The organism is Kribbella sp. CA-253562 (assembly GCF_050942265.1).
Classification (GTDB): domain Bacteria; phylum Actinomycetota; class Actinomycetes; order Propionibacteriales; family Kribbellaceae; genus Kribbella.
The window spans coordinates 16,380-39,674 of the sequence record NZ_CP192050.1; the positions used below are offsets into that span (position 1 = coordinate 16,380).

Genomic DNA, 23,295 nt, shown 5'->3' on the forward strand with positions numbered 1-23,295 from the left:
ATCGAGAACAACGAAAGTCACTGAAGCTACGTTAGTGACTTTAGATACGAAAGCCGATAGAATCTGGACATGGCGACCGATGAGAGTGGCGAGTCCGGCGGACCGGTGGATGGATCCGCCGCCGAGCAGCGGGCGGGTCTGTGTCAGTTCCCCGGCGATGAGCCGTGTCCCCGGCCGAGCCGGCCGGACCCGAAGACCGGCCGCAGGCCGTTGTACTGCGAGCAGGCCGACGCCCCGGGCGCGCCGATCCACAACCGGGGGAACGCCTGGAAGGCCAAGCGCAAGGCGAAGGTCAAGGCGTCGGCCGGTGCCGGGTCGGACGCCGGTACGCCGGACGACGCGGCGGAACTCTTCGACAAGCGCCCGGTCACGGCGTCCAGTACGTCACTCGCCGCGCAGCTGCCGAACCTGCGTGATCAGCTGCAGGGCATGCACACGGCGCTCAGTACCGTGATGGAGCGGCTGGACACCATTGACGACGTCGAGGCGGCCGCCGCTGAGGTGGAACAGGCTCATACCGAGGCCCGCGCGGCGGTCGCGGAAGCCGAGCGGCTTCAAGGCGAAGCGGAACGTCGTGCCCGCCAGGCTGAGAAGCGCGCCGAGCAGGCCGCCGAGGCGCGGGAAGAAGCCGATGACGCCGCCGAGGAGGCGATCGCCGAAGCGGAGCGGCTGCGTGAGGAGACCGCAGCACAGATCGCGCAGATCCAGGCCGAGGCAGCCGAGCAGATCGAGCAGGTCCGCGCCGAAGCGGCGGCCGCCGTGGAGACGGCCGCGCAGCAGGTGCAGGCGGCGTTGGCCGCGGAGCAGTCGGCCCGGACCGACCTCGAGCGAGTCCGGACGGCGGCCGCCGAGCAGGTCGCGGCCGCCGAGGCCGGCGCCCGGGAAGCGATCACGGCCGCCGAGGTGCAGGCCGTACAGGAGGCCGCCGAACTGAGGGCCGAAACGGACCGCCGGATCGCCGAGGCGGACAGCGCCGCCGAGGCGCGGATCGCTGCTGCAACGGCCGAACGCGACGAGGCCCGTACCGCGTCGACCAGGGCCGAGACCGAGCGCGATGCCGCCCAGGCCGCCGCTGCGGCCGACCGGGCGACGGTCGAGCAGCTACGCGCCCAGCTGGTCGCAGCTCAGCGAGAACACCGCGAGGAGCTGGCCGCCTTGCGCGAGGACGCGAGGGTGGTTCGTGAAGAGACCCGGGCCGACCACCAGATCCAGCTGGCGGAGCTGAAGCAAGCGAGCGCGGCACAGATTGCGACGCTCACCGAGGCCCTGGCTGCCGCCCGGCAGCAGCTGCAGGCCTCCGCGGGGCCGGAGCCGGAGGGACCGCGCCGCCGCCGAGGGAAGGAGCAGCCGGAGTGATCACCCGCCGAGCACACGCCCGTCGTACCGGTGAATCGAGACGCCTGCCGGCGAACTGCCCGTCCTGCGGCTGGCAAGCCGACTCGGCCGAGGACAAGAAGCTGCTTCAAGACGAGCTTCTGACTGAGTGGTGGGCGCTCGGCCAGGTCGAGCCCGCGACGATGACAACGGAGCAGAAGTACTGCGGCCAGTGCCGCCCGAGCGCCGTGTATCTCGTTGCCTGCGGCATCTGCCGCGACGGCCCTCTCCTGGCCGGCGAGCTGGCTGCAGCTGCGATCGCCAGCGAGCCCGACCTGCCGGTGGTGGTCGCCGAGGCACTGACGGACCGGGGTTGGCGCCAGCTGGCCGACGTACGCGGCAAAGGCCCAGGATGGGTGTGCTGCCGATGAACCTGTCGGATGACCAGCTCGCCCGGGCCGCCGCTGCCCTGGACCTTTGGTACAGCAACCCAGGCGATGCCCCCTACCGGGCGTCCGGCGTGAGCTGGAGCCTCGACGAGCTGCAGGGCATGCACACGGCACTCGAGGCAACCAGCGAGCTGGCCGCCCTGGAGGCGCTCGGTGCCGAGCCGGACAACGAGCTCTCCACCCCTGAGCAAGACCAACAGAACCTGGCCATGATCGCCGAGCTACGCGCCCGACTGGCCTGATTCCGCGTGCCGGACGTCGACTGGCGAGGCGAGCTGGCCTGCCTACCATGCCGGGACTCAGCGTCCAGGGTTGTGCTCCGCATCGCCTCCGTCGACGGGCCGCAAGCGGCCCGCCCTGGTCCCCGAGCCTCGACCGGCACGGCGTACGGCAGAAGCGGGTAGGCGGGGCCTGCCGCGCTGAACGGCCACCTCTCACGTAGCTTCGGGGCGAACCCACCCGACTCTGTCTTAGACGCGACTTGCCCCGGAGGGACCGATGACCAGGCTCAACGACTCACGGCTGTGGGCGCTGATGATGGACCCGCTTCGCTCCGCCGGCCTGGACACTCCAGCAGCCGGTCGAGTGTCCCGGCAACTCGTGGCCGTCGTACGCAACGAACGCTCACCACAGCGACGCACCTACGGACCAGGCGATGCCCTGCCCGACCCTCCACCTGCGCAAGTGACCGATCTCGACGGCGACGTCTGGGAGCAACAACCCGCCGCCGGCGAAGGCTGCTACCGCATGTGTGACCGCGACCGCGCAAGGAACGCCGACAGCTCAGACGACATCGAAAGCATCCGCGTGTGGCCAAACCTGCTCGAGGAGTACGGACCGCTCACCGCTGACCGCGACAGCAACCCACCAGCAGCCGGCTGATGAGCGACGCCGACCGAGATCGCCTTGTACGCCAGCTCGCTGAGGAACTCGTCATCACCGAGGCCGAGCACGCCGCCGCAGGCCTTCGCCGACTAACCGTGCTGCACGACCTGGCCGACGACCAGGAAACCGACCGCGCCGCACTCCTCGACTTCGTCGACGACGTCTGCCGCGCACACAAGATCGAGACAGCCGGCGGAGTGGCATCCGGCCAGCGGCCGGTCGGGAACCACCCACGAGGTACCCGCTGGACGCGATGGATGTTCGCGCCCCCGAACGCGGCCGAGGATCTCGCCACGGTCCGGGCCGCGCTGCAGGAGCGCTACCCCAGTTGGCCGATCGAGGCCGAAGACTACTGATCCCCGGAGGAACTCGAGCGTGCTCGACCCCGACATGACCGAGGCCGTTCCCCTGCTGCTGGAGCAGCACTTCGACCTGGACCTCATCGAAGCCGTGACGTACGACGACGAAGGACAAGCCGAGCTGCTGGCAGCGTGCGGTGGTGTCTGCAGTGGTGACGCCGCCTCACTGAGCTTGCTGTTCGGCGAGCTCGCGGATGAATTCGACCGCGAACCGACGTACCGGGACAAAGTCCTCGACTCCCTGCGGCCCGCGGCCGCGCTGGCTCGACAGGTCCAGGCGCGCAACGACGCCCTCCAGATCCGCGAGGCCTGACCGGACCGGGTCGGAACCCATTCCCGACCTTCGACCAGCCCCAATGCAGATCCGGACCAAAGCTGCGAGCGCCGACGGCGTGTCGGGGTTACGCCGACCCGTGCATACTGGTCTCAGACCGCGGTGGTGTGCGAATGCTGCCGCGAAAGAGGCAGTCTTCCCCGGTGTGGGCTGTGACTCGATTGTCGAGTAAATGAGGAGTGGGACGCGCAAACGCTTGGGTCGGCGCACCCCCTTGAGATCCGGCCACACCGGGAGGCGGACCTCAGTTCAACCAGCATGCGCTGGTCGAGCTGAGGCCTGCGATTGGCCCCCACCCCGACCAGCTGAGTCGGGAAGGAGCTGTCCATGGGACAGGGGGCGATGGTCGCCATCCTCTTGATGGCGTACGCGGCTTTCGTGCTGGTGCTGAGCACAATGGCCGGCTGCGTGGCAATCTTCGGTGACGATGCCCAGCGACGAGACTCGGCCTACCGAGTTCTTAAATTTGTTCTCAGTACTGGGACTGGTGCCGGCGGAGTCGCTGCAGTCGCGGCCCACCTGTACCAGAGCGGGATCTTCGAGCTCGGCGGGTGAGTGCTGGCTTGGCCGAGTACTGATGAGCGCAGTTTGTCGGTGCCCCGGTGGCACACTCGTCCTGTGATGCCATCTGAGTGCGGACGGCTCCGTCGTGATCGGTAGGCGCAGCAGACATCTGCCGTCGCAGCCGACTGCGCCCACACCGTCGGATGCTCTGATCGTGCTGGCGCTCGAGGAAGCCCGCCGCGCGATCGACCAGCAGCGCGAGGATCTCAAATCCGTGCGTGACCGAACGATCGCGTTGCTAGGTATCGCGACGGTCACGGCCTCGGTCGTCGCTGCAGCCGGCGCCGGCAGAAGCAGTTCCGCCCCAAGCTGGGCGCGATACGCAACGGCGGCCTGCATCATCAGCCTGGTGCTGGTGACGCTGTTCGTCAGCTGGCCGCGCACCATCCGATTCACCTATAAACCGAAGGTCATCCTGGGCTGGGCCGATGCCAATACACCCGACGCCGAAGGTCGCCGGCAGATGGCCGAGTACCTCGAATCCGACTACGACAAGAATCGGCAAGTCGTCGATCAGCTCCTGGGGGCCTTCCAGCTCGGGATCTGCCTCCTGGCGCTCGAGATCGTCTTCCTGCTCTGCAGCCTTTGGGGATGAACTGCGATGCCTGACGAACCAACACCGAAAACCGCGCCGCCAACGCCGGACAGGCCTCCTCTGCCGTACCCAGGCCGCGAGGAGAAGCGCACCGAGAAGCCGTTCGAGCGGCCGCCTGCAGAGCCTGACCGCCGTACTCGGCCGAGGGGGCGCTGACATGGTCGAAGCCAAACCCCGGTGCATGTTCTGCGACGGCACGCGCGAGGTCAGCGAGCACGAAGTGCTAGGTCAGTCGATCGCCGTGTGTGCCTTCTGTGCGCAGAATGTCCTCCGAACAGCAGTCGACTCCGCCAATTCAGTCCAGCGGCTCGACGCCGGCTACCAGCCGCCGAGCACGGACCACACGCGACTCGGGCAGGCGCTGTGCGAGCAGTGTGCCCAGCCAGTCATCTGGGCCACCATCAACCACGGCTCAGAAATCGCTCTAGACGCGGAGCAACGAGTGGCCGATGGTGTGCCCAAGTGGCGGCGCTGGCGGCTGCTGCCACAGAACAAGGCGAGCAAGTGGCCTCCGCAGTCTCGCCCCGATCGGTGCCACGTCGCGCACTTCGACATCTGCGGTGCCAACACCGTACGTCCCTCGGAACGGTTCAGCGGGTGTCCCGCGGGCGGGTATCTCGACAACCTCTGGGAGAACAACCGCGGCCTGCTCCATCCCAACTGAGCACCGCCTGGGCGGCGGTGGATCGCCGAGACACGCGCGGGATCAGGCCGTTCTTGCAAATTGTCACAGCCGGGCGGTTTCCTTGGGCATTGAGGCTTTTCCATATCCCTACGGCGCGTCGAGCAGGATTCAGCTCGTTGACGTGGGGGTCGCGATTAGGCTCAGCCCTACTCCATTCACGTGGACTCGTTGCTCATACCGGTTGAGCAGCGTGTCCAGTGCCCTCAACCCAGGGGCACCTAGTGGAAGGAGATCCGTTGGACGACCTCGGTCAACCTCCGGAACGCAAGAACCGACACAAGCTGAGCGTATGGTTCGCTGCCTCTGCTCAGCTCGTGCCGGCCCTCATCGCGGTACTTCGGTATCTCGACCACGGCGGCTGCTAAGCCGTCTGGAGGCCCGTCAGCCGGACCAACGGCTGGCGGGTCTCACCCGTTCTGCGGTGCATCTATCCTCGCACCGACATGATGAACCGTACACCCGCTTAGCGTTGCAGCTCGGTATTGATATCAACATTCGCGGCGTGATTCGCGCCCAACTTCGACCCCACTTTCGGGGGGCGATATCAGTCCGACATCTGCTGCAATTCGCTCGGGAAAACTGCGCGGCCACTCAGCTCGCGTGCCGCCGATCGAGGACCTGCCGGGGCCTACGGCGACCTGTTACAGCTTGGAGGACTCTGCAGATCGAACCGCGCTATGGTCGACTGTAAGGAGCATCCGGAGTTTAGTAGCTGACATAAGCATTGTTATCGGCGCAGCGGGCGGTCTGAAGTCCGGCCGGCTCGGGCACTGCGGCCGCGGGTGTTTCCGCAGGTCACACCGAAGACGGGTTTCCCGGCGCCGGTGGCCGGCGTACGCGACCGCCCGGACTTCAAGTCCGGCCGCGAACTGCCGCCAAGTGGCGTTCGGTAGTACGAGACACCGAAACCGGGTTTTCCGGCGCCGGTGCCCTGCAGGCTGCCGCGCGGAGCAAATCGGTCTCCAGCTGGACCCCCCGCGCGCCAGCACGGTTTCCCTGGTGCGTTGATCGCCACGCTGTGGTGGAATCTGGCACTAGGCATCACAGGGGTATGACATCGGCTATCGACATGAGCTTGCATCGACATTTGCATGTCACCCGCTAGTCCGGTACCCAGCCCGGTCCGCTGCGGCGGGTATGAGTTGCGGATCTGGCTCGCTCGGGGAGCTGTCGGGTGAGACCATGACGGTATGACCCAGCAGGTAGACACTGACGCGGAGGCCGTGGCACCAGCCACCGGCGCCGAGACCCGTGCTGCCCTGCTCGAGCGGTCGAAGCGAAACATTGCCCCCATCCGCCGCGAGTTCGTTCAGCTGCCGGCCGGATCGCCGAAGCGGGCGTCGGTGCTGAGCAGCTTCGTCAGCCACAGAGACAAGCGCGCGCTCAACGCCTACCTTCTCCTCCTCGCGATCAACAGCTCGGGACAAGGTGCCGGTGGATGGAGTACCCGGCTCCCCCTGGCCGTGTGGGCGCGAGCGTTCGACACCGACCTCACCACCACTGGGGCGTCGGCCACCGCTGCGGCCTCAAAGGTGCTGACCCGGCTGGAGAACCGCAAGCTCATCACCCGATCGCGCCGCGGCCGCGAGCGCCAGGTCCAGGTCGAGCTGCTCCGCGAGGACGGATCGGGTGAGCCCTACACCCGGCCGGGCGCCGGGAACAACGATCGCTTCCTAGTACTGAGTAACGACTACTGGACCGAAGGCTGGCACGAAGAGCTCGAGCTCCCCGGCATCGCGATGCTGCTGGTTGCGCTCCACGAGAAGCCGGGCTTCCGGCTGCCCGCCGAGCACTCACCCCAGTGGTACGGCTGGTCCGCTGACACCACGGAGCGCGGCTTCGCCGAGCTCGTCGACGCGAACCTGCTGCTCAAAGAGACCAAGCTCGTCAAGGCGCCGCTCAGCCCCACCGGGCTCGCCAAGGTCAACGAGTACCACCTGCTCCCCCCGTTCTCCCCCCGGCACAAGGTGCCGGCAGCCACACCACCCAGCAAGTCCAAGCGACCCAGTATGTCCACCCGCCGACGCGGTAGCGCGGCCTCACGACGCAGGAAGGCCACGCAGTGACCGCCAACACCCCGTTCCGCATGTTCTACGTCGACGACTCCGGTGCCGAACAGACCGGCTACGTCGTCTACTCCTGGATCGAGATGACCCCCGACAGCTGGCGCACCTGCCTGCGCCACTGGATCGACTTCCGGAAGGACATCTACACCCGCTTCAAGATCCCGCCCGCCCAGGAGTTGCACACCGTCGACTTCATCGCCGGCCGCGGACGCCCGTCGACCGACAACGCCGTCAACGCGTCCAAGGCGTCGCGGACCAGGGTCGTCAAGCGCTCGCTGGCGGCGATCGGCGCGTGCCCGGATCTGCGGGTCGGCACCGTCTACCGCCAGACCACCGCCAGGGGGAAAGCCTTCCACCTGGAGAAGGCGCAGATGTACGCCGAGTTCGTGATGTACGTCGAAAAGCGGCTTGCCGCGGACGGCGAACTCGGCTGGATCCTGATGGACGGCGACGGCAGCGACACGACGTACGCCGCGGCTCACCGCGCGCTGAAGCTGGCCGACCGCCGGGTGATCGAGGACCCGCTGTTCCAGGGATCGCACCTGTCCCAGATGGTCCAGATGGCCGACCTGGTCGCGTGGACGACGTACCAGTCGCTGTGGCGACACCCCTCGAAGTCGTTCGCGTGGAACTGGTACGACCAGTGGCTCAAGCCCATCGACGTCAACGGCGGACCGCTGGCACTCTGAGCGGATCGGCCGGACAAAAAAGCTGGACCTGCTTATCCACGTATGTGGGGCAGGTCCGCTCGAACAATGTAGGTCGAAAGCAACACCCGTAGTAGATTCAACGAGGCCGCCATTACACCCGCTCAAACGGCGGATTCTCAGACCCTGGGAAGCTAGCTGACCTGGGCTAGAGGGTCGGTGACGACAAGGTCGACCCCTCGGCCTAGCGCTGAGACGAGTAGGCCGTCGCAGGTCTGGCACCCCGGGCTCCCGCCGCCGCGGACTGTCCCCGCCGGCGGCTACGGTTCGACCTGGAACGATTACAGGGAGGGACTAACGTGACGGTACGGGAAAACGTCGTGGTGTCAGCCGCAGTACGCGACAAGCTCGGACCGAGCCTCGACCAGGTCCTCGACAGCCTGTGGCTCATCGACTGCCAGACTTGCAACCAGCCGTTGCCCGGCCGCAGGCCGGCGCTGAGCGTCGACGACTTCAGCATCTTCGCCAGCGCGACGCTCCACCATCACGAGTGCCGACAGTCGGCCTGGAACGAGACTGACCAGATCCGAGCGGCAGCCGGCGAAACGGTCTCGCATCACACCTTGTGCGTGCTCCTCCCAGTCGCCTACGGCGACAACGGCGAAGAAGGTCGCAAGCCCTTCGTCCTGGTCAACCCCGGCCTGGAGATGATCTACCTGGCTCGCTCCGCCCTCGGGCAGTGGGCAGTCAAACCCAATCGAGCCTTCGTCGACGCCGGGTTCGCTCCCCCGCCGCTCACGTCGACCCCGGTACCAGGAGCAGTCGTCGAGCTGCGCGGGAACCAGCTGGTCATCGGCTTCCGGAACGGGCTGATGGGCCCGTTCGACGTGAACTTGAACGACGAGGCCCGAAACCTGGTCGTGGCCGAGGGCGGCGCGGTGGTGCTGATGACCCATGCGATCGACCCGCATGAGATCACTGATCCCACTCAGCTGGAACCGGCACTGAGTGGCGATCGGACCCTGATGGGCTACACCCAGCTCGCCGGATGATCGGTCGGCAGGAGAAGCAATGACGTACAACCTGAACCGCTGGCAGGGCTACGGCCACGACCGGCTCTACGTGAACGCGGGCTCCAGCGAGATCGGCTGGATCGACCTGAAAACCGGCCGGGCGAAGGCGACCAACCCAGCAGGCTGGCCCTCCCCCATCGAGGGGATGGTGCAGCAGTGGCTGGCAAGCAACGGTCTGGGACATCTGCGGGTCAAGCTGAAGCCCCGCAAGCGCGGCGACGAGAACACGACCCAAGAGTTCCTGGACCGCATCGACCGATCACGCGACGCCGACCAACAGCCAGCGGTTGCTCTAAGCATCAAGTCGCAGCGACCGCGATCCAACGCCGGCACTGACCTGGCGAAGAACCGGCCCGGCAGCGCGGCCTACGCCGCGGCCCAGGAACGCTCGACCTGGTGGCGCAGTCTCGGCCGAGCCATGGGCATGCGGACCGAGGACCAGGCGTGGCGCATCGGCGCCGAGGGCGAGCAGATCGTTGCCCGGACACTCCAGTGGGCCCGGCTGCGCGGGTGGAGGGTCCTGCACGCCGTACCGGTCGGTGCTCGCGGATCGGACATCGACCACGTCCTGATCGGACCCGCGGGCGTAGTCACCATCAACACCAAGCACCACCCCGGCCAGAAGGTCCGGGCGAAGCCCGAGGTTGTCTTCGTCGGCGGGGCCGCGAAGAGGTACGGGCAGGCCGCCCAGTACGAGGCGAACCGGGCCGCGAAGCTGCTCACGGCTGCCGCCGGCCGCCCGGTAACCGTCCTGTCGGCTGTGGTGATCGTGGGCGCAAAGAGCGTTCGGGGCTCCCGGAGCGCCGGGGTAGAGATCATGCCGAAGTCGCATCTGCTGGTGTGGCTGCTGTTCCGGCGCCGCGCCCTCAGTCGCACCGACGTCGACGAGCTGTACGAGCTGGCCCGGCGCAGCACCACCTGGCAGCCCAGCTGACGCAGGGCGCGTGCTGTTGCGACCGGCTACTAGTCTTCGGAGCCGATGTCGCTTTGCAGCGTCTCCCAGATCGCATCGTCGAGCGCGGGATCGTCACTCAGGACGTGCTCGGCGGCCGCGGACTCCTCTGCAGGTTCGCTCATGAGTCCATTGCAGCGCACAACCGCGGCCACCGCACTCCCCCAGTACGCCGTTACCGGGCATCCTGCGCACGGCCCGGCGCCAGCTCCGGGCCACCCCGGCGACCCACGGCGACCTGAGCTCGGCTCAGCCCGGTCGTACGGCGGATCTGGAACGCGGTCAGCACACCCTCGTCGTACGCCGTCCGCGCAGCCTCGACCAGCCGGCGCCGAGCAGCCTCGAAGCGGTCGTAGCGCGGCGGCTGGTTAGCCGGAGAGAAGGTGAGCGCCCGGACCTCCTGGTAGTCAGCGACGACGTCCTGGAGGGCGACGAGCTCGGGGGACACCGGGCCGGCCGGCTCAGCTGCAGCAGGATCTTGCGGCCCCATGTGCCAGGCCCGGGACTCGGCCAGCTGCAGGTGCACCGGGATCGTGTCGTCGTTGAGCACGTAGCACTCCACCAGCCAGTCGTCGCTGTGATCGTGAACCTCTCGAAGGTTCTCACCGGGCATGACCCGGATCCCGTACAGCCGCTCGGGGTCGAGCTGGTCTTTGGCAACGAACAGGTGGGTTGCTCCAGCGCTCTGGGCTTCCAGCACCATGGTGGTGATCGCGCGGCGCTTGATCATGACGAGTACCTCCGGCGGGGTTTGGTGGTGGCCGTTAGGGGTCGGCAGGCGTTGTGTGCCTGCCGGCAACTGCCGGGGTACTGCGCCGCCGGAGGCTCGGGGTCAAGGGCGGACGCTTGCGGCCGTCGCCGAAGGCGATGCGGAGCACCCTTGAGGTCGAGTGGCGGTGTAGTACCCGGGCACCACCCGGCGCCGGAGGCGCCGGTTACAGCGCGGCGAAGCCGCTCGAACAAGCTCTTCCGGCCCTCGGGCCGGGGTAGTCATCGATGATGGTGAGATGCCCTATCCGGCCAGACCGCGGCGTGATCCGCTCCCCCAGTTCAAGGGCACAGCTGGTCAATGGCTTTCACCAGGACGTACGGCCGAGCTGACGGATTTCGTGGTCGCGAAGTACGGCGACGGCCTGTCGCTGCGAGAGCTCGGCGAACTCACCGACAGGTCCTGGCGCGAGATCAAGAACGTCTTGGACGCAGCCGGCGTACCGCTACGGTCGCGTGGCGCGCCGATCGTGCCCGGGAGCAGGCGGCACCCGGACGGCTGACATCCAGCAGCGGCGGGTAGTCGGACAGCGCCGATCGCGTGCATCATCGTCGGATGTCCGCCAGTCTGTTCGATCTGCAAGTACCGCCCGAGAAGACACACGTGCTCTTTCAGCGCCTGGTCGACGGCGACGCTCTGGCCGCCGCGCGCTCATTCATGGATCTCGTGTTCGCGGAGTTCCGCGATGTCGACGGCAACTTCGTGCGTGAGTTTCAGACCGGCGGATTCTCCGCCCGGGTGTACGAGCTGGCGCTCTTCGCCTACCTGCGCGAGTTCGGCCGCGAACTCGATCGAGAACATCCGGCTCCCGACTTCGTCGTGCGTGGAAAGCAGCCCGTGGCGATCGAGGTTACGACGACGAATCCCCGGCAAGGTACGCCGTCAACGCCACTGACTGAGTACTCGTCCGTCCCGGCCGATCTGGAGACTGCAGACCGGGAATTTGTGCATCAGATCGGGAAGGCGATCCGGAAGAAGATGCAGCACCTCATCGGGGGCCAGCACTACTGGGACCAGGCACATGTACGGGGTGTTCCCTTCGTGATCGCTGTTGGCGCGTTCCACAATGACCACGCTCACTGGCATCCGATGAGCCTGGTCGCCGAGTACCTCTACGGTCAGCGCGACGTCCTAGAGAAGGTGCCAGGGGCACCTGCACGGGTGGTGCTCGAGAAGATTGAGGATCACGAATTCGGTGGTAGGCGGATCCCAAGTGCCCTGTTCACGCAAGATGGCTTGGAGAACCTTGCTGGCGTCCTCTTCAGCAATGCTCACGGGACCGGCAAGTTCAACCGGATCGGGATCGAACATGGTTACGGGGTTCCCGGCGTGACCGTCGTCCGCATTGGCATCTGCTTTGACCCCGACCCGGCGAGTACGCGGCCGCGGGAGTTCGGTTATGAAGTGGTCCGGCAGCCGCGCGACAGCGGAGTGCGAGAGAACTTTGCCGAAGGCCTCCACCTGTTCCTCAACCCGTGGGCATCGACTCAGCTCAGCCCGGAGGCACTGCCTGGAATCACGGTGTGGACTGTCGTCGATGGCGTGGCGACAACCTGCGTGCTGCCGGCTGGCTTACACCCCTACATGTCGGTGAACATCAACGTCTCGGCCGAGAAGGCCTGAAGGCTGCCCGCGCCGGATAGGCCGGGGCAGAGCGGTGTGTCTTCAAAAAACCTTCGTTTATTGAAGACCTGGAGCACCAGGTCGCGGTGAACCCGCCTGGTCCTTCAAAAACCCCTTCAAAAAACAGGTGTGTTCAATAACTGACCCACCACCGTTTTCTGACAACATCGAGGCATGTCGAAGCGACCCGGCCCCGTACCCGACCGGCTCGATCAGCGCGGTGAGCTTCTGGTCGCCGAGCCGGTCGTCCTGACCGAGATCCGAATCGGCTACGCCCGAGTGTCCACCGGTGGGCAGAAGCTCGAGCGACAGCTCGACGCCCTGACCGCAGCCGGATGTCGGCGGATCTTCGCCGAGAAGAAGTCCGGGCGCGACGCCGACCGCCCCGAGCTGGCCGCCGCGCTGGAGTTCATGCAGCCCGGCGACACCCTCGTCGTACCGGCGCTCGACCGGCTCTCGCGGTCGCTGCAGGAACTCATCACCACCGTGGCCGACCTGCGAAGCCGTGGCGTCGGGTTCACCTCGCTGCACGAGAACCTCGACACCACCACCCCCGGCGGCCGGCTGATTTTCCATGTCTTCGCCGCGCTCGCAGAGTTCATCCGCGAGCTGATCGTGGCCGGCACCCATGAAGGCCTTGCCGCCGCCCGGGCCCGCGGCCGCGTCGGCGGTCGGCCGACGGTGGTCAACGCCGACATCATCGCCGCTGCCCGCGACCTGCTGCCCAACCCTGCCCACTCGATCACCTCAATCGCGAAACTGCTCGGCGTCAGCCCCGGCACCCTCTACAACCACATTCCGGACCTGCGCGAGCTTCGCGCCGGTCACCCCGCGGTCACCGCTGGCGGTGACCGGTGAGGTCGACGGGCACGGCCGGCGGTAACCCGGCCGACGACCCTCTGGTGGCTGCTCGATCTCTGCGTCAGCAGTACAGCAAGTAACTCTTCATCTGCGGGGGGTTCGGGTCGGCTGGTCGGCGGCAGCTTACGGACATGATCCCGGCCGGCCTGCGGCCGGTGAAGGAGCCGACTTCGTCGGCGCTGTGAACAGCGTTTGTTCTCCCCCTCCTGGCACTCCATTCTGACCCGACACGCCTGCTCCACAACCTCCAGCTGCCCAGGCGCGTGTTCTTCGCTGCGCTCCGCCCACGCGCGCAGCTGGAGGCTGTTCCGCAGTCGCTTACAGGTCCGAAGTTCCGTCGCCAGGAGGGGGCGAACAACGGTCGGCCGAAGGCTGACGGCCCCGCTGCTGGCAGATCGGAGCTTGCAATCCATGACTATCGAGCAGACCGCCCCCAGCGCTGACGAGACCACCCTGCGCAACCAGGATCTGAAGACTCTTACGGCGATGCTGCAGCGTCAGCAGGTGCAGAAGGCGGACTTTGTCGCTCCGGCGGCAACCATCCGCGCCGAGGAGGGCGTGATCGTCGTCAAGGGCGTTGAAGCGAAGCTGTCTGAAGACGGTGTGACCCAGATCGACGGCGAGTACCGGCCGACCCACACCTTCCTGTCCGGTTTGGCCAGCAAGCTCGACGTGCCGGTCGGTTACCTGAAGCGTATGCACCGGACCCGCCCGGATCTGTTCGATGCCAACGTGAACGGCTGGTTGCATGGGCGCAAGGCGAAGGTTCGGCAGCGCGATGGCCGGGCCGAGCTGATCCGTGAGGCGGTGCCGGGCGATGACAGGTCGTTCTTTATGCGGACATTCCGAGGTGAGGAAGGCCCTGGTCTGGGCCGAGCGCTGCTTTCGGACAAGTACAAGCGGTTCGACAACCTCGATGCTCTCTTCGCAACCCTCGACGGCATCAAGGAAGCAGGCGTGCCGATCGAGGTTCGTGGCTGCGACCTGACCGAGTCCCGCATGTATGTGCGGATCCAGGCCGAGGGCATCCAGGCCTACGCGCCTCAGCTCCTGAAGGACTACCGCAGCCCGTTCACCGGGAAAACCGGTGATGAGAACCCGACTGTCTTCGCAGGGATCCTGGTGTCCAACAGCGAGGTGGGCGCCGGTGCCTCGACGATCACTCCGCAGCTCGTTGTTCAGGTCTGCGACAACGGGATGACGATCAACATGGATGTCGTGAAGGCCATCCACCTTGGCAGCCGGATGGCGGAGGGAGTCATCGACTGGTCCGACGAGGCCCGAGAGAAGGAGATTGAGCTGATGCGGATCAAGGCGCGCGACGCGGTTCGCACCTTCCTCAACGTCGACTACGTCAACCGGACCATCGCGCGCCTGGAGGTCACCGCCGGCGCTCCGGTCAGCGGAGCGGACAAGGTCGTACGGGCGGTCGGGAAGAAGCTCGCCTTCTCGGAGGAGCAGATCGAGGGCATCCTCGATCACTTCATCAAGGGTGGGCAGACCACCGCCGGCGGTGTGATGCAGGCCGTGACGTCGTACGCGCAGACGATCACCAACGCCGACGTCGCCGCCGAGGTCGAGTCGCAGGGAGTCGAAGCGATGCAGCTGGCAGCAGCCGCCGCGAAGTAGGTAGCCACGAGGGCCGGGGCATCCGAAGTGTCCCCGGCCCTTGCGGTACGCCGTCGACCAACCACCGCCGATCCGTTCGCTGAGGCGAGATCGCGCGGCGGTACCGCGGCCGAGAGGGGCATCGAGCCCTCTCGACCGCGCGGTTTCGGATCTTCGGGGCATTGAGCCCCTCAGCTCCGAGCTGCCGCGTGGTGGTCACGTCAGCTGGTAGGTGCACGTGGGGTTGTAGATCCGTGGCCCGATCGGAGATTCAGCGCTGGGCTGACGACGGCGGGCCGCTCTCCCTTACAGACATGATCCCGGCCGGCCTGCGGCCGGTGAAGGAGCCGACTTCGTCGGCGCTGTGAACAGCGTTTGTTCTCCCCCTCCTGGCACTCCATTCTGACCCGACACGCCTGCTCCACAACCGCCGACGTACCCGGCGCTGCGCGTGTTCTCCACTGCGCTGCGCCCACGCACATCGCGGCGGTTGTGGCTCAGTCGCTTACGGGTCCGAAGTTCCGTCGCCAGGAGGGGGCGAACAACGGTCGGCCGAAGGCTGACGGCCCCGGCTGGCGGAATGGAGCTCGCATCTATGTACTCGGCCGAAGTTGCCCGGATCGCCCCGCTGTCGCGCGATCAATCCACCGTGCTGGTGAAGCTCAGCCTTGCCGCAGCAATCACCCACGGATTCACCGTGGCCTATGACAGAGGTGTCGCGCTCGTGTCGACCGACAGCTCTGGCGCTGTCCTGGGCCTCAGCAATCTGGCCCGGACAGTGGCCCAGCACGACAGGAGCGAATGGCCCCGGCTGATCGAGGAGCACTTCGGCTGCCTCGCTCGGCAACTGCGTCAAGGTCCGCCTGCGCCGCCCGCCGACCCGGTTAACGAGCTGATCCAGCGCCTCGTACCGAGGGACGCCCTCCCCGCCGACTGGACCGCCGACCGACCCGACTTCCTGCCTGGGCTGGTGGCAGTTCCCGCGACGATCAACGACGGCACGGTGACGATGTACCTGGACCCGGCTGACCTCGGTCTCACATGGTCAGCCGCCGACAGCTTCGGTCTGGCCAACCTGCAGAAACTCTCCGCTCAGGTCGAGCACGAGGAGATCCACGGCGTAGGGATCACCTTCGTCACGGGTACATCGTTCGCCGCTTCCAAAGCGCTCGTGCTGGATACCGTCCTTCGCGACTCTCTGAACGTCGAGGCCCCGCAGTACGGCGTACTCGCGGCTCTGCCGACCCGAGATGTCCTGATGCTTCACGTCGTTGAGGACCTGTCCGTCATCTCGGCCCTGGGACACCTCCTGAACCTCGCAGCAAGATCCCACGCAACCGGTCAGGGCCCGCTCACCCCGGCCGTCTACTGGGTGTCACCGGAGCAGACGTGGCACCCGGCGACCGCAGACTCTCCCAACCGGACGTCGCTGCGCCTGTCCCCCCATATCGAGGCGCTGACCCGGGATCTCGCTGCGCGTGAAGAGAGCAGCACGTGACCCGGGACCGCGCCGAACTCCGAAAGTCGATGCTCAGGGCATCCACCCTCGACCAGATGGTGAAGAACCCCCGCCAGTTCCCCGCCTGGGTGCTGCGCGAGGCACTCACCGAACTGGTCGAGCGGAGGGCGGCCGACCGACCAGCGCCAGGCGAAGTGCTGGTCATGCTGGTTGAAGATCCGGACCAGGTACTGCTGGTGTGCCCCAGGCCCGAGTGCCTCGCAGAGAACGAGATCTGCGAGCTCGCCACGGGCATGCAGTGGAACGAACTGATCTGGGACATCGAGACCGACGACATCGAGACCCTGATCGAGAAGGGCGTCAGCTTCCAGCGATCCGGATTCGCCTGCCGCAACTGCACATGGGAAGTGACAGTGCCCGGCTGGCTCGAAGCGCTCATGCCCGCCTGACCCCGGAACCCGGGAGGGAGGGCCAGGACATCCGAAGTGTCCCGGTCCTCCCGTTCGCGGGCCGGTACCGCGGCCGAGAGGGGCATCGAGCCCCCTCGACCGCGCGGTATCGAATCTTCGGGGCATCAAGCCCCTCAGGTCCGAGCTGCGCGCGGTGGCCGGCCGGGTCGGAAACCAACCCGGCATTAGACACAGACCAGATCAATAGGAAGTAGAGGAAAAGGACATGGAACTGACGGAAGCTGCGGCACAGGCCGAACCGCCCATGGTCCCTTCGGAGACCACCGCGCCCGGACCGAACCCCGAGAAAGTCGATCTCGCCGAGGTCACCGCATGGCAGGTGACACGCGACGTGGCCGCGATGATCCAGTCCGGTGGAAGCCGCGTTGACGACGTCTTCTACGACGTCGAGATCGGCGACGGCAACAATCTCGTGCTGGTTGCCCGCATCGGCGACACCGACTCGCACTGGGTGCCCACCCGGCTGTTCAAACTCACCGTCCGCGAGATCCGATGAACCCCGCGCACATCCAGCTCGACCTATTCGGAGAGGTGGCCGCCCAAGAGGCGATCGCCGCCACGGCACACTGTGTCGTTCGCCGAGCGGGCATCCGCTACGAGCGGCGGAACCGCGACCCGCGCGTGGCGGATGAGAACGCAGTCCTCTGGTACGGCAAGTGCTGGAGCAAGGAGACCCGCTCAGAGGTCGGCTGTTGGGCCAACGGTCAGTTGATCGCGGTCTACGTCAACGGAAAGCGGAGCGAGGAAGCCCGCCAAGCCGAACTCGAGGCACGAGGCGGGGTGGCGCCAGCATGACCAACACACTCACGCTGGCCGAGCGCCAGCGACCGCCACTGCGCCGCCGGCCACCCGAGCAGCGATTCAACGACGTCGACCAGCTGGTCCAGCAGGTCAAGGCATCCCACAGCCCCATGGTGTGGATCCGGTGGCGAACCGTCCTCGGCCCGTACCTCGAGCAGTTCGTGCTGATCGACCTGGCCACCACCATCGGCGCGGCCGGAGATCACCTCGTGGTCCGCCGGACCGGGCAGGATCGTGCGCACTGCATCCCGCTGACCCTGCTGGAGTCGATCACCCGGGAGGAGCCATGAGCGACCAGCGAAACCGCGACCGCGAGATCATCCGGTGGCGGGCGTGGCAAGGTTCGGAACATCGTCTGGACTGAGGTCGGGTCGCACGCGTACCAGGCGCAGTGGGTGCCGGTAGTGGCCGTCGGCCTGGGCTGCGTCGGCGGAGACTTCGACCACTACGCCGGGCCGAACCTTGATGATCGGAGTCCTCTTGCTGGCGTGCCATTGGGTCGAGATCTCGTCGGGCCATGGATGCCGTGCCCCGGCCGGCCTCAGTACCTTGCTGAGGTCGGCCGCTTGATCGTCTCGCAGCTTCACGGTCCGCCCGACAATCTCCAGCGTCTTACCGCGGTAGCGGCCGACGATCAGGGAGTCCGGGCGGTCGAGCGAGCCGGTGACAGCGCCGGCGATCGCCTCCACCGATTCGCGATGTTTCACTCGCAGCCACTCGCGGCGACCTCCGACGTACCGGGATGCTGCGCCTTTGACCACCAAGCCTTCCACGCCGAGCGCCGCGGGCAGTACGTCGAACCACTCTTTGGCTTCGTCGACGTCGCTGGTCACTGGCGAGAGCTGAAGAGGAGGCGACCAGGTCGATGCCAGTCCGTCGAGGCGGGTACGGCGGACCGACCACCGTTGAGTACGGAGGTCGACGCCGCCTAGCGCCAGCAGGTCGAAGGCCATGAACAAGGCCGGCGGCGAGCCCACCCGGCCGCGCAGCAGCGCCTGGAAGTCCAGCTTCCCGTTGACGAAGGCAACAACTTCGCCGTCCAACACGACTCCGGTCGGCAGCTGCAGCAGCGCGGAGGCGACGATGCCGGGAAACCGGTGGGTCAGTTCCTTGCCCTGGCGGGACCAGATCCGCGCAGTATCTCCCTGCCGAATCAATATTGCTCTAAAGCCGTCCCACTTCGGCTCGTACCGGCTGCCGCCCGGGAGCGCAGACGGGCCAGGAAGGACGGCGACCGATCGGACCAGCTCGACGTCGACCGGTCCGCCAAGGCCTTCCGGTAGCCGGGGCCCCGGCTCAGTTCGGCGAGCCGGTGCCATCGCTGCCCCGACTCGTTGCCCGGCGGCCGAATGGCGGCCAGACGATCATGACCACCCGCTTCACGCGGTCGGTCTTCGGGCGCCTTGGGCAGAAGCGGTGGTGCGCGGGAACGTTCAGCCCGTCGCACTTCCCGCACTGCCAGGTCATGACCTCAGAATGCGCCCGACCTTTGCCAGCTGTCTCGGCTCGGCAGTCACTCGAAGCCGACCTGCCGCCTGATTTGGACGACACAGCAACAAACGTGATGCGACACGGGACTCAGCGGTCTCGGCCGAAGACTGGCGAGCGTTGTCCGAACCAGGCATCCAGTACTGCGTCGTCGGCAAGCTCACCTGAACTAGGGCAGCGCTCCAACAGCTTCAGCAGCAGCACCAGGCGCTGCGCGGTGTCACCCATCCCCATGAACCCGATCCCCTCCCCTGCCGGATCATCGGGTGAGGGCCCTGAACCGTTTCCACAATTCGCCGATCGTGGCGAAACCGACATCCGCCGAGATGCCTGGCCTGCTGCCACGCATCGCCTGCGAACCTTGCCCACTGCAACCACCCGGTCACACAACGGTTAGGGGTTGTCCTTCGCCTCCCGCAGCTCGTCGCCGGGCACCCAGTGATATCGCCCGTGGTCATCGCGGACCTGGCCGAGCCATTCACCGCCTTCGCGGACCCACGCGACCAGCACTCCCGCGGGCTGCCACGCCTGGACGGGCTTGGGAGGGTCCACCTTCTGGTAGGTCTCGGTCGGCCGATAGCCGTGCGCGTCGTACTGCAGCTCGAGCTCGGCGGCCTGGCGATGCGCTTCGGCCTCGTGCAGACCTGAGCCTCTCAGGCCGTTCGCAGCGTTGTCCCAGATCGACCAGTCAGCCTCTCCGGTTCCTGGTCGCACATTGAATCGTCCCACCATGACCACAGAATGCCATGTATTCGAACATGTGCTCTACTGGCCGAGTAGCTAGGAGCCCCTGTCAAAGGGCGACCGTACGGAGTGTCTTGGAGGTGGCGCGGTGGGTTACCAGAATCCGCCGATCTCCTGGTCGGAGCTGGAGCGGCGGCTGTCCGACCGGTCCCGGCCGGACTCCCACGGAGGTCGGCCTCCGGAGGCAAATGGCGGGGACTCCCCGGCCTGGAGTCAGAATCGCGGCCCGTACGTTCCACCGGCCGAGGCCCGCCCGACACGTCCGGCCGGACCGGTCACCCCGTACGCCGAGCTGCACGCCCACTCGCATTTCAGCTTCCTGGACGGCTCGTCGTCTCCGGAGCACCTGGTCGAGGAGGCGGTCCAGCTCGGCCTGCACGCCCTGGCGCTGACCGATCACGACGGGTTCTACGGGGCCGCGCGGTTCGCCGAGACCGCCGCGACCTACGACCTGACCACCGTCTACGGCGCGGAGCTGTCGATCGGCCTGTCGGGTCCGCAGAACGGCGTGCCGGATCCCGAAGGCACCCATCTGCTGGTGCTGGCCGAGCGCAAGGAGGGCTACCACCGGCTGTCCGGAGCGATCACCGAAGCCCACCTGGCCGGCGGCGAGAAGGGCCGCCCGGTCTACGACCTCGAGGACCTGGCCGCCCACGGCCGCGACCACTGGCTGATCCTGACCGGCTGCCGCAAAGGCGCCGTCCGCCAAGCCCTCACCAGCGCCCCGTCGATCACAGCCGGCGTCGACGCGGCCCGGCGCGAGCTCGACAAACTGACCGCGCTGTTCGGCAAGGACCGGGTCGTGGTCGAGCTGATCGACCGGCAGATGCCGACCTGCTCCACCCAGAACCGCGCTCTGGCGGAGCTCGCCCAGCAGGCCGGTCTGGCGACCGTTGCGACCGGCAACGTGCACTACACGCAGCCGCGCGGCCACAAGCTCGCCGCCGCGGTCGCCGCAGTACGGGCCCGGCGGAGCCTGGACGAGATGGACGGTTGGCTCCCGGCCGCCGGCACCGGTTTCCTGCGCGACGGCGACGAGATGGCGCAGCTGTTCCGCAATTTCCCCGGCGCGGTCGCCCGCTCGGTCGAGCTGGCCGACCAGCTGGCGTTCAACCTGCGCGCCGCGAAGCCGAACCTGCCGAAGATCGACGTACCGGACGGGCACGACCAGATGTCGTGGCTGCGGCACCTCACCTTCGAAGGCGCCCTGGAGCGGTACGGCACCCGCGAGCAGCGCCCGGACGCCTACCGGCGCCTGGAACGTGAACTCGACGTCATCGCCGAACGCGACTTCCCCGGCTACTTCCTGATCGTCGAGGACTTCGTCCGGTGGGCACGCGAGCGCAGGATCTTGTGCCAGGGCCGCGGCTCGGCCGCGAACTCCGCGGTCGTGTTCTGTCTGGGCATCACCGCCGTCGACAGCATCTTGTACGGGTTGCCGTTCGAGCGGTTCCTGGCCGCGACCCGCACCGAGGAACCCGATATCGACGTCGACTTCGACTCTGATCGGCGTGAAGAAGTGATCCAGTACGTCTACGACAAGTACGGTCGCCGCAACGCCGCCCAGGTCGCCAACGTGATCTCCTACCGGCCCAAGTCCGCTGTGCGGGACATGGCCAAGGCGCTCGGCTACTCGCAAGGCCAGCAAGACGCCTGGTCCAAGCAGGTCGACGGGTGGTCGCCGGAGATCACGTCGACCGACCACGACATCCCCTCCCCGGTCGTTGCCCTGGCCGGCGAGCTGCTCAAGTTCCCGCGCCACCTCGGGATCCACTCCGGTGGGATGGTGCTGACCGAACGTCCGGTGGGCGAGGTGGTGCCGATCGAGCACGCCCGCAAAGAGAAACGCACCGTGCTGCAGTGGGACAAGGACGACTGCGCCTACATGGGCTTGGTCAAGTTCGACATGCTCGGCCTGGGGATGCTCGCCGCGCTCCAGTACACGATCGACACCGTCGAGCAGCAGCTCGGCGAGGCGTGGGAGCTGCACACCATCCCCAAGGAGGAGCAAGGCGTTTACGACCAGCTCTGCCGCGCCGACTCCGTCGGGGTGTTCCAGGTCGAGTCGCGTGCTCAGATGGCGACGCTGCCTCGGTTGCGGCCGCGGCGGTTCTACGACCTGGCGTGCGAGATCGCGCTCATCCGGCCCGGCCCGATCCAGGGCGGCGCGGTGCACCCGTTCGTGCGGCGGATGACCGGCCAAGAGGCCGTCACCTACCCGCATCCCCTACTGGAGCCGGTGCTTGAGCGAACCAAGGGCGTGCCGCTGTTCCAGGAACAGCTGATGCAAATGGCGATGGCGGTCGGCGGGATCGACGGCGACGAGGCCGACCTGCTCCGCCGCGCGATGGGATCGAAGCGCGGCGTGGAGAAGATCTCCTCGCTCAAGACCAAGCTGTACGCCGGCATGGAGGCCAACGGCATCACCGGCGAGACCGCAGACGCGATCTACGCCAAGATCGAGGCGTTCGCGAACTTCGGGTTCGCCGAATCCCACTCGATCAGCTTCGCCCTGCTCGTCTACGCCTCGACGTGGTTCCGGCTGCATTACCCGGCCGCGTTCCTGGCCGCGCTGCTGCGCGCGCAGCCGATGGGGTTCTACTCGCCGCAGTCACTGGTCGCGGACGCGAAACGGCACGGTGTCGAGGTACGGCGCCCGGACCTGCAGCTGTCCGGAGTGAACGCCGAGCTCGAGGACCTGGTGGACGGCCAGCCCGCAGTACCGACCGGGATGGACTCCTGCCTGGCCACTGTGCAGCCGCCCATCGGGCCGTTCGACCCCGAGGCGCTCGACACCTGTGCTCAGCATCGCCGCGACGGTCAGTTCGCGGTGCGGCTCGGCCTGGCCGGCATCAAGACCATCGGGGACCAGGACGCCGAGAAGATCGTCGAACAGCGCGAGATCCACGGTCCTTACGCCGACATGGCGGACCTGGTCCGGCGTACCGGCCTCACCACACCCCAGGTCGAATCGCTCGCCACCGCAGGCGTGTTCGACTGCTTCGGACTCGATCGGCGCCAAGCCCTGTGGGAAGCCGGCCGCGCCGCCGAAGAACGCCCCGAACGGTTCGCCGGCGTCACCGTCGTCGGGCCACCACCAACCCTGCCGGGGATGAGCGAGGTCGAGCTCACCATGGCCGACCTGTCGTCGACCGGCATCACCACCGCCCAGCACCCGATGCAGCACGTCCGCGAACAGCTCGCCGCCGACGGGATCCTGTCCGCGAAGCAACTGCGCACGGCCACACCCAACAGCCACGTACGAGCCGCGGGAGTCGTTACCCACCGCCAACGGCCCGCGACCGCCTCCGGCGTCACCTTCATCAACCTCGAAGACGAAACCGGCTTCATCAACGTGATCGTCTCCCCCGGCTGCTGGAAACGGCACCGGACTGTCGCTCGCGACTCGGCCGCGCTGATCGTCCGTGGCCGGCTCGAACGAGCCAACGGCGTCACCAACCTGGTCGCCGAACGACTGGAACGTCTACCACTCGCAGCACGCACGACCTCGAGAGACTTCCGCTGATAGGTGCCGGTGAGGCTCACGGA

Annotated in this window: 27 protein-coding genes; 23 read left to right on the forward strand and 4 right to left on the reverse strand. The window is 67.1% G+C overall.

Annotation, left to right across the window (positions count from 1 at the left end):
* Positions 1–69 precede the first annotated feature (69 nt).
* From ACQPXM_RS41240 to ACQPXM_RS41300, 13 genes are all read left to right on the forward strand, one after another.
* Entirely contained in the window at positions 70–1,356 is a 1,287-nt protein-coding gene (locus ACQPXM_RS41240; protein WP_432951336.1) for a hypothetical protein, read from the forward strand.
* A complete protein-coding gene (locus tag ACQPXM_RS41245) occupies positions 1,353–1,745 on the forward strand; it encodes a hypothetical protein (protein ID WP_432951338.1) in 393 nt (130 codons plus the stop codon). The genes ACQPXM_RS41240 and ACQPXM_RS41245 overlap by 4 nt, the downstream gene beginning before the upstream one ends.
* The gene (locus tag ACQPXM_RS41250; RefSeq protein ID WP_432951340.1) at positions 1,727–2,005 is read left to right on the forward strand and encodes a hypothetical protein; all 279 of its coding nucleotides are present in this window, start codon (positions 1,727–1,729) and stop codon (positions 2,003–2,005) included. Before ACQPXM_RS41245 ends, ACQPXM_RS41250 begins: the two co-directional genes overlap by 19 nt.
* Before the next feature lie 256 nt (positions 2,006–2,261).
* Positions 2,262–2,645, forward strand: coding sequence for a hypothetical protein (locus ACQPXM_RS41255; protein WP_432951341.1), 384 nt, complete (start codon positions 2,262–2,264; stop codon positions 2,643–2,645).
* Positions 2,645–3,004, forward strand: coding sequence for a hypothetical protein (locus ACQPXM_RS41260; RefSeq protein ID WP_432951343.1), 360 nt, complete (start codon positions 2,645–2,647; stop codon positions 3,002–3,004). Before ACQPXM_RS41255 ends, ACQPXM_RS41260 begins: the two co-directional genes overlap by 1 nt.
* Before the next feature lie 19 nt (positions 3,005–3,023).
* Entirely contained in the window at positions 3,024–3,320 is a 297-nt protein-coding gene (locus tag ACQPXM_RS41265) for a hypothetical protein (RefSeq protein WP_432951345.1), read from the forward strand.
* Positions 3,321–3,668: 348 nt separating this feature from the next.
* On the forward strand, positions 3,669–3,896 hold the full coding sequence (locus tag ACQPXM_RS41270; RefSeq protein ID WP_432951346.1) for a hypothetical protein: 228 nt from the start codon (positions 3,669–3,671) through the stop codon (positions 3,894–3,896).
* A gap of 163 nt (positions 3,897–4,059) precedes the next feature.
* A complete protein-coding gene (locus tag ACQPXM_RS41275) occupies positions 4,060–4,500 on the forward strand; it encodes a hypothetical protein (RefSeq protein WP_432951348.1) in 441 nt (146 codons plus the stop codon).
* Positions 4,501–4,657: 157 nt separating this feature from the next.
* Complete coding sequence (locus ACQPXM_RS41280; protein ID WP_432951350.1) at positions 4,658–5,164, forward strand: hypothetical protein; 507 nt, start codon at positions 4,658–4,660, stop codon at positions 5,162–5,164.
* Positions 5,165–6,375: 1,211 nt separating this feature from the next.
* The gene (locus ACQPXM_RS41285) at positions 6,376–7,251 is read left to right on the forward strand and encodes a hypothetical protein (protein WP_432951352.1); all 876 of its coding nucleotides are present in this window, start codon (positions 6,376–6,378) and stop codon (positions 7,249–7,251) included.
* Complete coding sequence (locus tag ACQPXM_RS41290) at positions 7,248–7,940, forward strand: DUF3800 domain-containing protein (protein ID WP_432951354.1); 693 nt, start codon at positions 7,248–7,250, stop codon at positions 7,938–7,940. The genes ACQPXM_RS41285 and ACQPXM_RS41290 overlap by 4 nt, the downstream gene beginning before the upstream one ends.
* 317 nt (positions 7,941–8,257) lie before the next feature.
* Complete coding sequence (locus ACQPXM_RS41295; RefSeq protein WP_432951356.1) at positions 8,258–8,950, forward strand: hypothetical protein; 693 nt, start codon at positions 8,258–8,260, stop codon at positions 8,948–8,950.
* 19 nt (positions 8,951–8,969) lie between these two features.
* Positions 8,970–9,905: a nuclease-related domain-containing protein gene (locus tag ACQPXM_RS41300; RefSeq protein WP_432951358.1), complete on the forward strand. Its 936-nt coding sequence runs from the start codon at positions 8,970–8,972 to the stop codon at positions 9,903–9,905.
* 193 nt (positions 9,906–10,098) lie between these two features.
* On the opposite strand, the gene ACQPXM_RS41305 is transcribed toward ACQPXM_RS41300, so the two are convergent.
* The gene (locus ACQPXM_RS41305) at positions 10,099–10,653 is read right to left on the reverse strand and encodes a hypothetical protein (protein ID WP_432951360.1); all 555 of its coding nucleotides are present in this window, start codon (positions 10,651–10,653) and stop codon (positions 10,099–10,101) included.
* Positions 10,654–10,930: 277 nt separating this feature from the next.
* Between ACQPXM_RS41305 and ACQPXM_RS41310 the strand changes: the two genes are divergently transcribed.
* The 9 genes from ACQPXM_RS41310 to ACQPXM_RS41350 all read left to right on the forward strand — a co-directional run bounded on the left by ACQPXM_RS41310 (position 10,931) and on the right by ACQPXM_RS41350 (position 17,804).
* The gene (locus tag ACQPXM_RS41310) at positions 10,931–11,194 is read left to right on the forward strand and encodes a helix-turn-helix domain-containing protein (protein WP_432951362.1); all 264 of its coding nucleotides are present in this window, start codon (positions 10,931–10,933) and stop codon (positions 11,192–11,194) included.
* A 53-nt stretch (positions 11,195–11,247) separates the two neighbouring features.
* A complete protein-coding gene (locus ACQPXM_RS41315) occupies positions 11,248–12,315 on the forward strand; it encodes a hypothetical protein (protein WP_432951364.1) in 1,068 nt (355 codons plus the stop codon).
* A gap of 174 nt (positions 12,316–12,489) precedes the next feature.
* Positions 12,490–13,173, forward strand: a complete 684-nt coding sequence (locus ACQPXM_RS41320) for a recombinase family protein (RefSeq protein ID WP_344222260.1) — start codon at positions 12,490–12,492, stop codon at positions 13,171–13,173.
* A 414-nt stretch (positions 13,174–13,587) separates the two neighbouring features.
* A complete protein-coding gene (locus tag ACQPXM_RS41325) occupies positions 13,588–14,805 on the forward strand; it encodes a DUF932 domain-containing protein (protein ID WP_344222259.1) in 1,218 nt (405 codons plus the stop codon).
* 574 nt (positions 14,806–15,379) lie between these two features.
* Positions 15,380–16,282 (forward strand): hypothetical protein, encoded by a 903-nt coding sequence (locus tag ACQPXM_RS41330; protein ID WP_432951367.1) that lies wholly within the window; start codon positions 15,380–15,382, stop codon positions 16,280–16,282.
* Positions 16,283–16,338: 56 nt separating this feature from the next.
* The gene (locus ACQPXM_RS41335; protein WP_432951369.1) at positions 16,339–16,692 is read left to right on the forward strand and encodes a hypothetical protein; all 354 of its coding nucleotides are present in this window, start codon (positions 16,339–16,341) and stop codon (positions 16,690–16,692) included.
* Between the two features lie 226 nt (positions 16,693–16,918).
* Positions 16,919–17,209: a hypothetical protein gene (locus ACQPXM_RS41340; RefSeq protein ID WP_432951371.1), complete on the forward strand. Its 291-nt coding sequence runs from the start codon at positions 16,919–16,921 to the stop codon at positions 17,207–17,209.
* On the forward strand, positions 17,206–17,508 hold the full coding sequence (locus ACQPXM_RS41345) for a hypothetical protein (RefSeq protein ID WP_432951373.1): 303 nt from the start codon (positions 17,206–17,208) through the stop codon (positions 17,506–17,508). The genes ACQPXM_RS41340 and ACQPXM_RS41345 overlap by 4 nt, the downstream gene beginning before the upstream one ends.
* Positions 17,505–17,804: a hypothetical protein gene (locus tag ACQPXM_RS41350; RefSeq protein ID WP_344222348.1), complete on the forward strand. Its 300-nt coding sequence runs from the start codon at positions 17,505–17,507 to the stop codon at positions 17,802–17,804. Before ACQPXM_RS41345 ends, ACQPXM_RS41350 begins: the two co-directional genes overlap by 4 nt.
* A gap of 27 nt (positions 17,805–17,831) precedes the next feature.
* Here ACQPXM_RS41350 and ACQPXM_RS41355 read toward each other — a convergent pair whose 3' ends face one another.
* The 3 genes from ACQPXM_RS41355 to ACQPXM_RS41365 all read right to left on the reverse strand — a co-directional run bounded on the left by ACQPXM_RS41355 (position 17,832) and on the right by ACQPXM_RS41365 (position 19,734).
* Positions 17,832–18,833 (reverse strand): ATP-dependent DNA ligase, encoded by a 1,002-nt coding sequence (locus ACQPXM_RS41355; RefSeq protein WP_432951243.1) that lies wholly within the window; start codon positions 18,831–18,833, stop codon positions 17,832–17,834.
* 259 nt (positions 18,834–19,092) lie between these two features.
* Positions 19,093–19,230 carry a hypothetical protein gene (locus ACQPXM_RS41360; protein ID WP_432951245.1) on the reverse strand — a complete coding sequence of 46 codons (138 nt, stop codon included), beginning with the start codon at positions 19,228–19,230 and terminating at the stop codon, positions 19,093–19,095.
* Positions 19,231–19,395: 165 nt separating this feature from the next.
* Positions 19,396–19,734, reverse strand: a complete 339-nt coding sequence (locus ACQPXM_RS41365; RefSeq protein WP_432951247.1) for a hypothetical protein — start codon at positions 19,732–19,734, stop codon at positions 19,396–19,398.
* Between the two features lie 100 nt (positions 19,735–19,834).
* On the opposite strand from ACQPXM_RS41365, the gene ACQPXM_RS41370 reads away from it, so the two are divergent.
* Positions 19,835–23,272 (forward strand): error-prone DNA polymerase, encoded by a 3,438-nt coding sequence (locus tag ACQPXM_RS41370; protein WP_432951249.1) that lies wholly within the window; start codon positions 19,835–19,837, stop codon positions 23,270–23,272.
* Positions 23,273–23,295 lie beyond the last annotated feature (23 nt).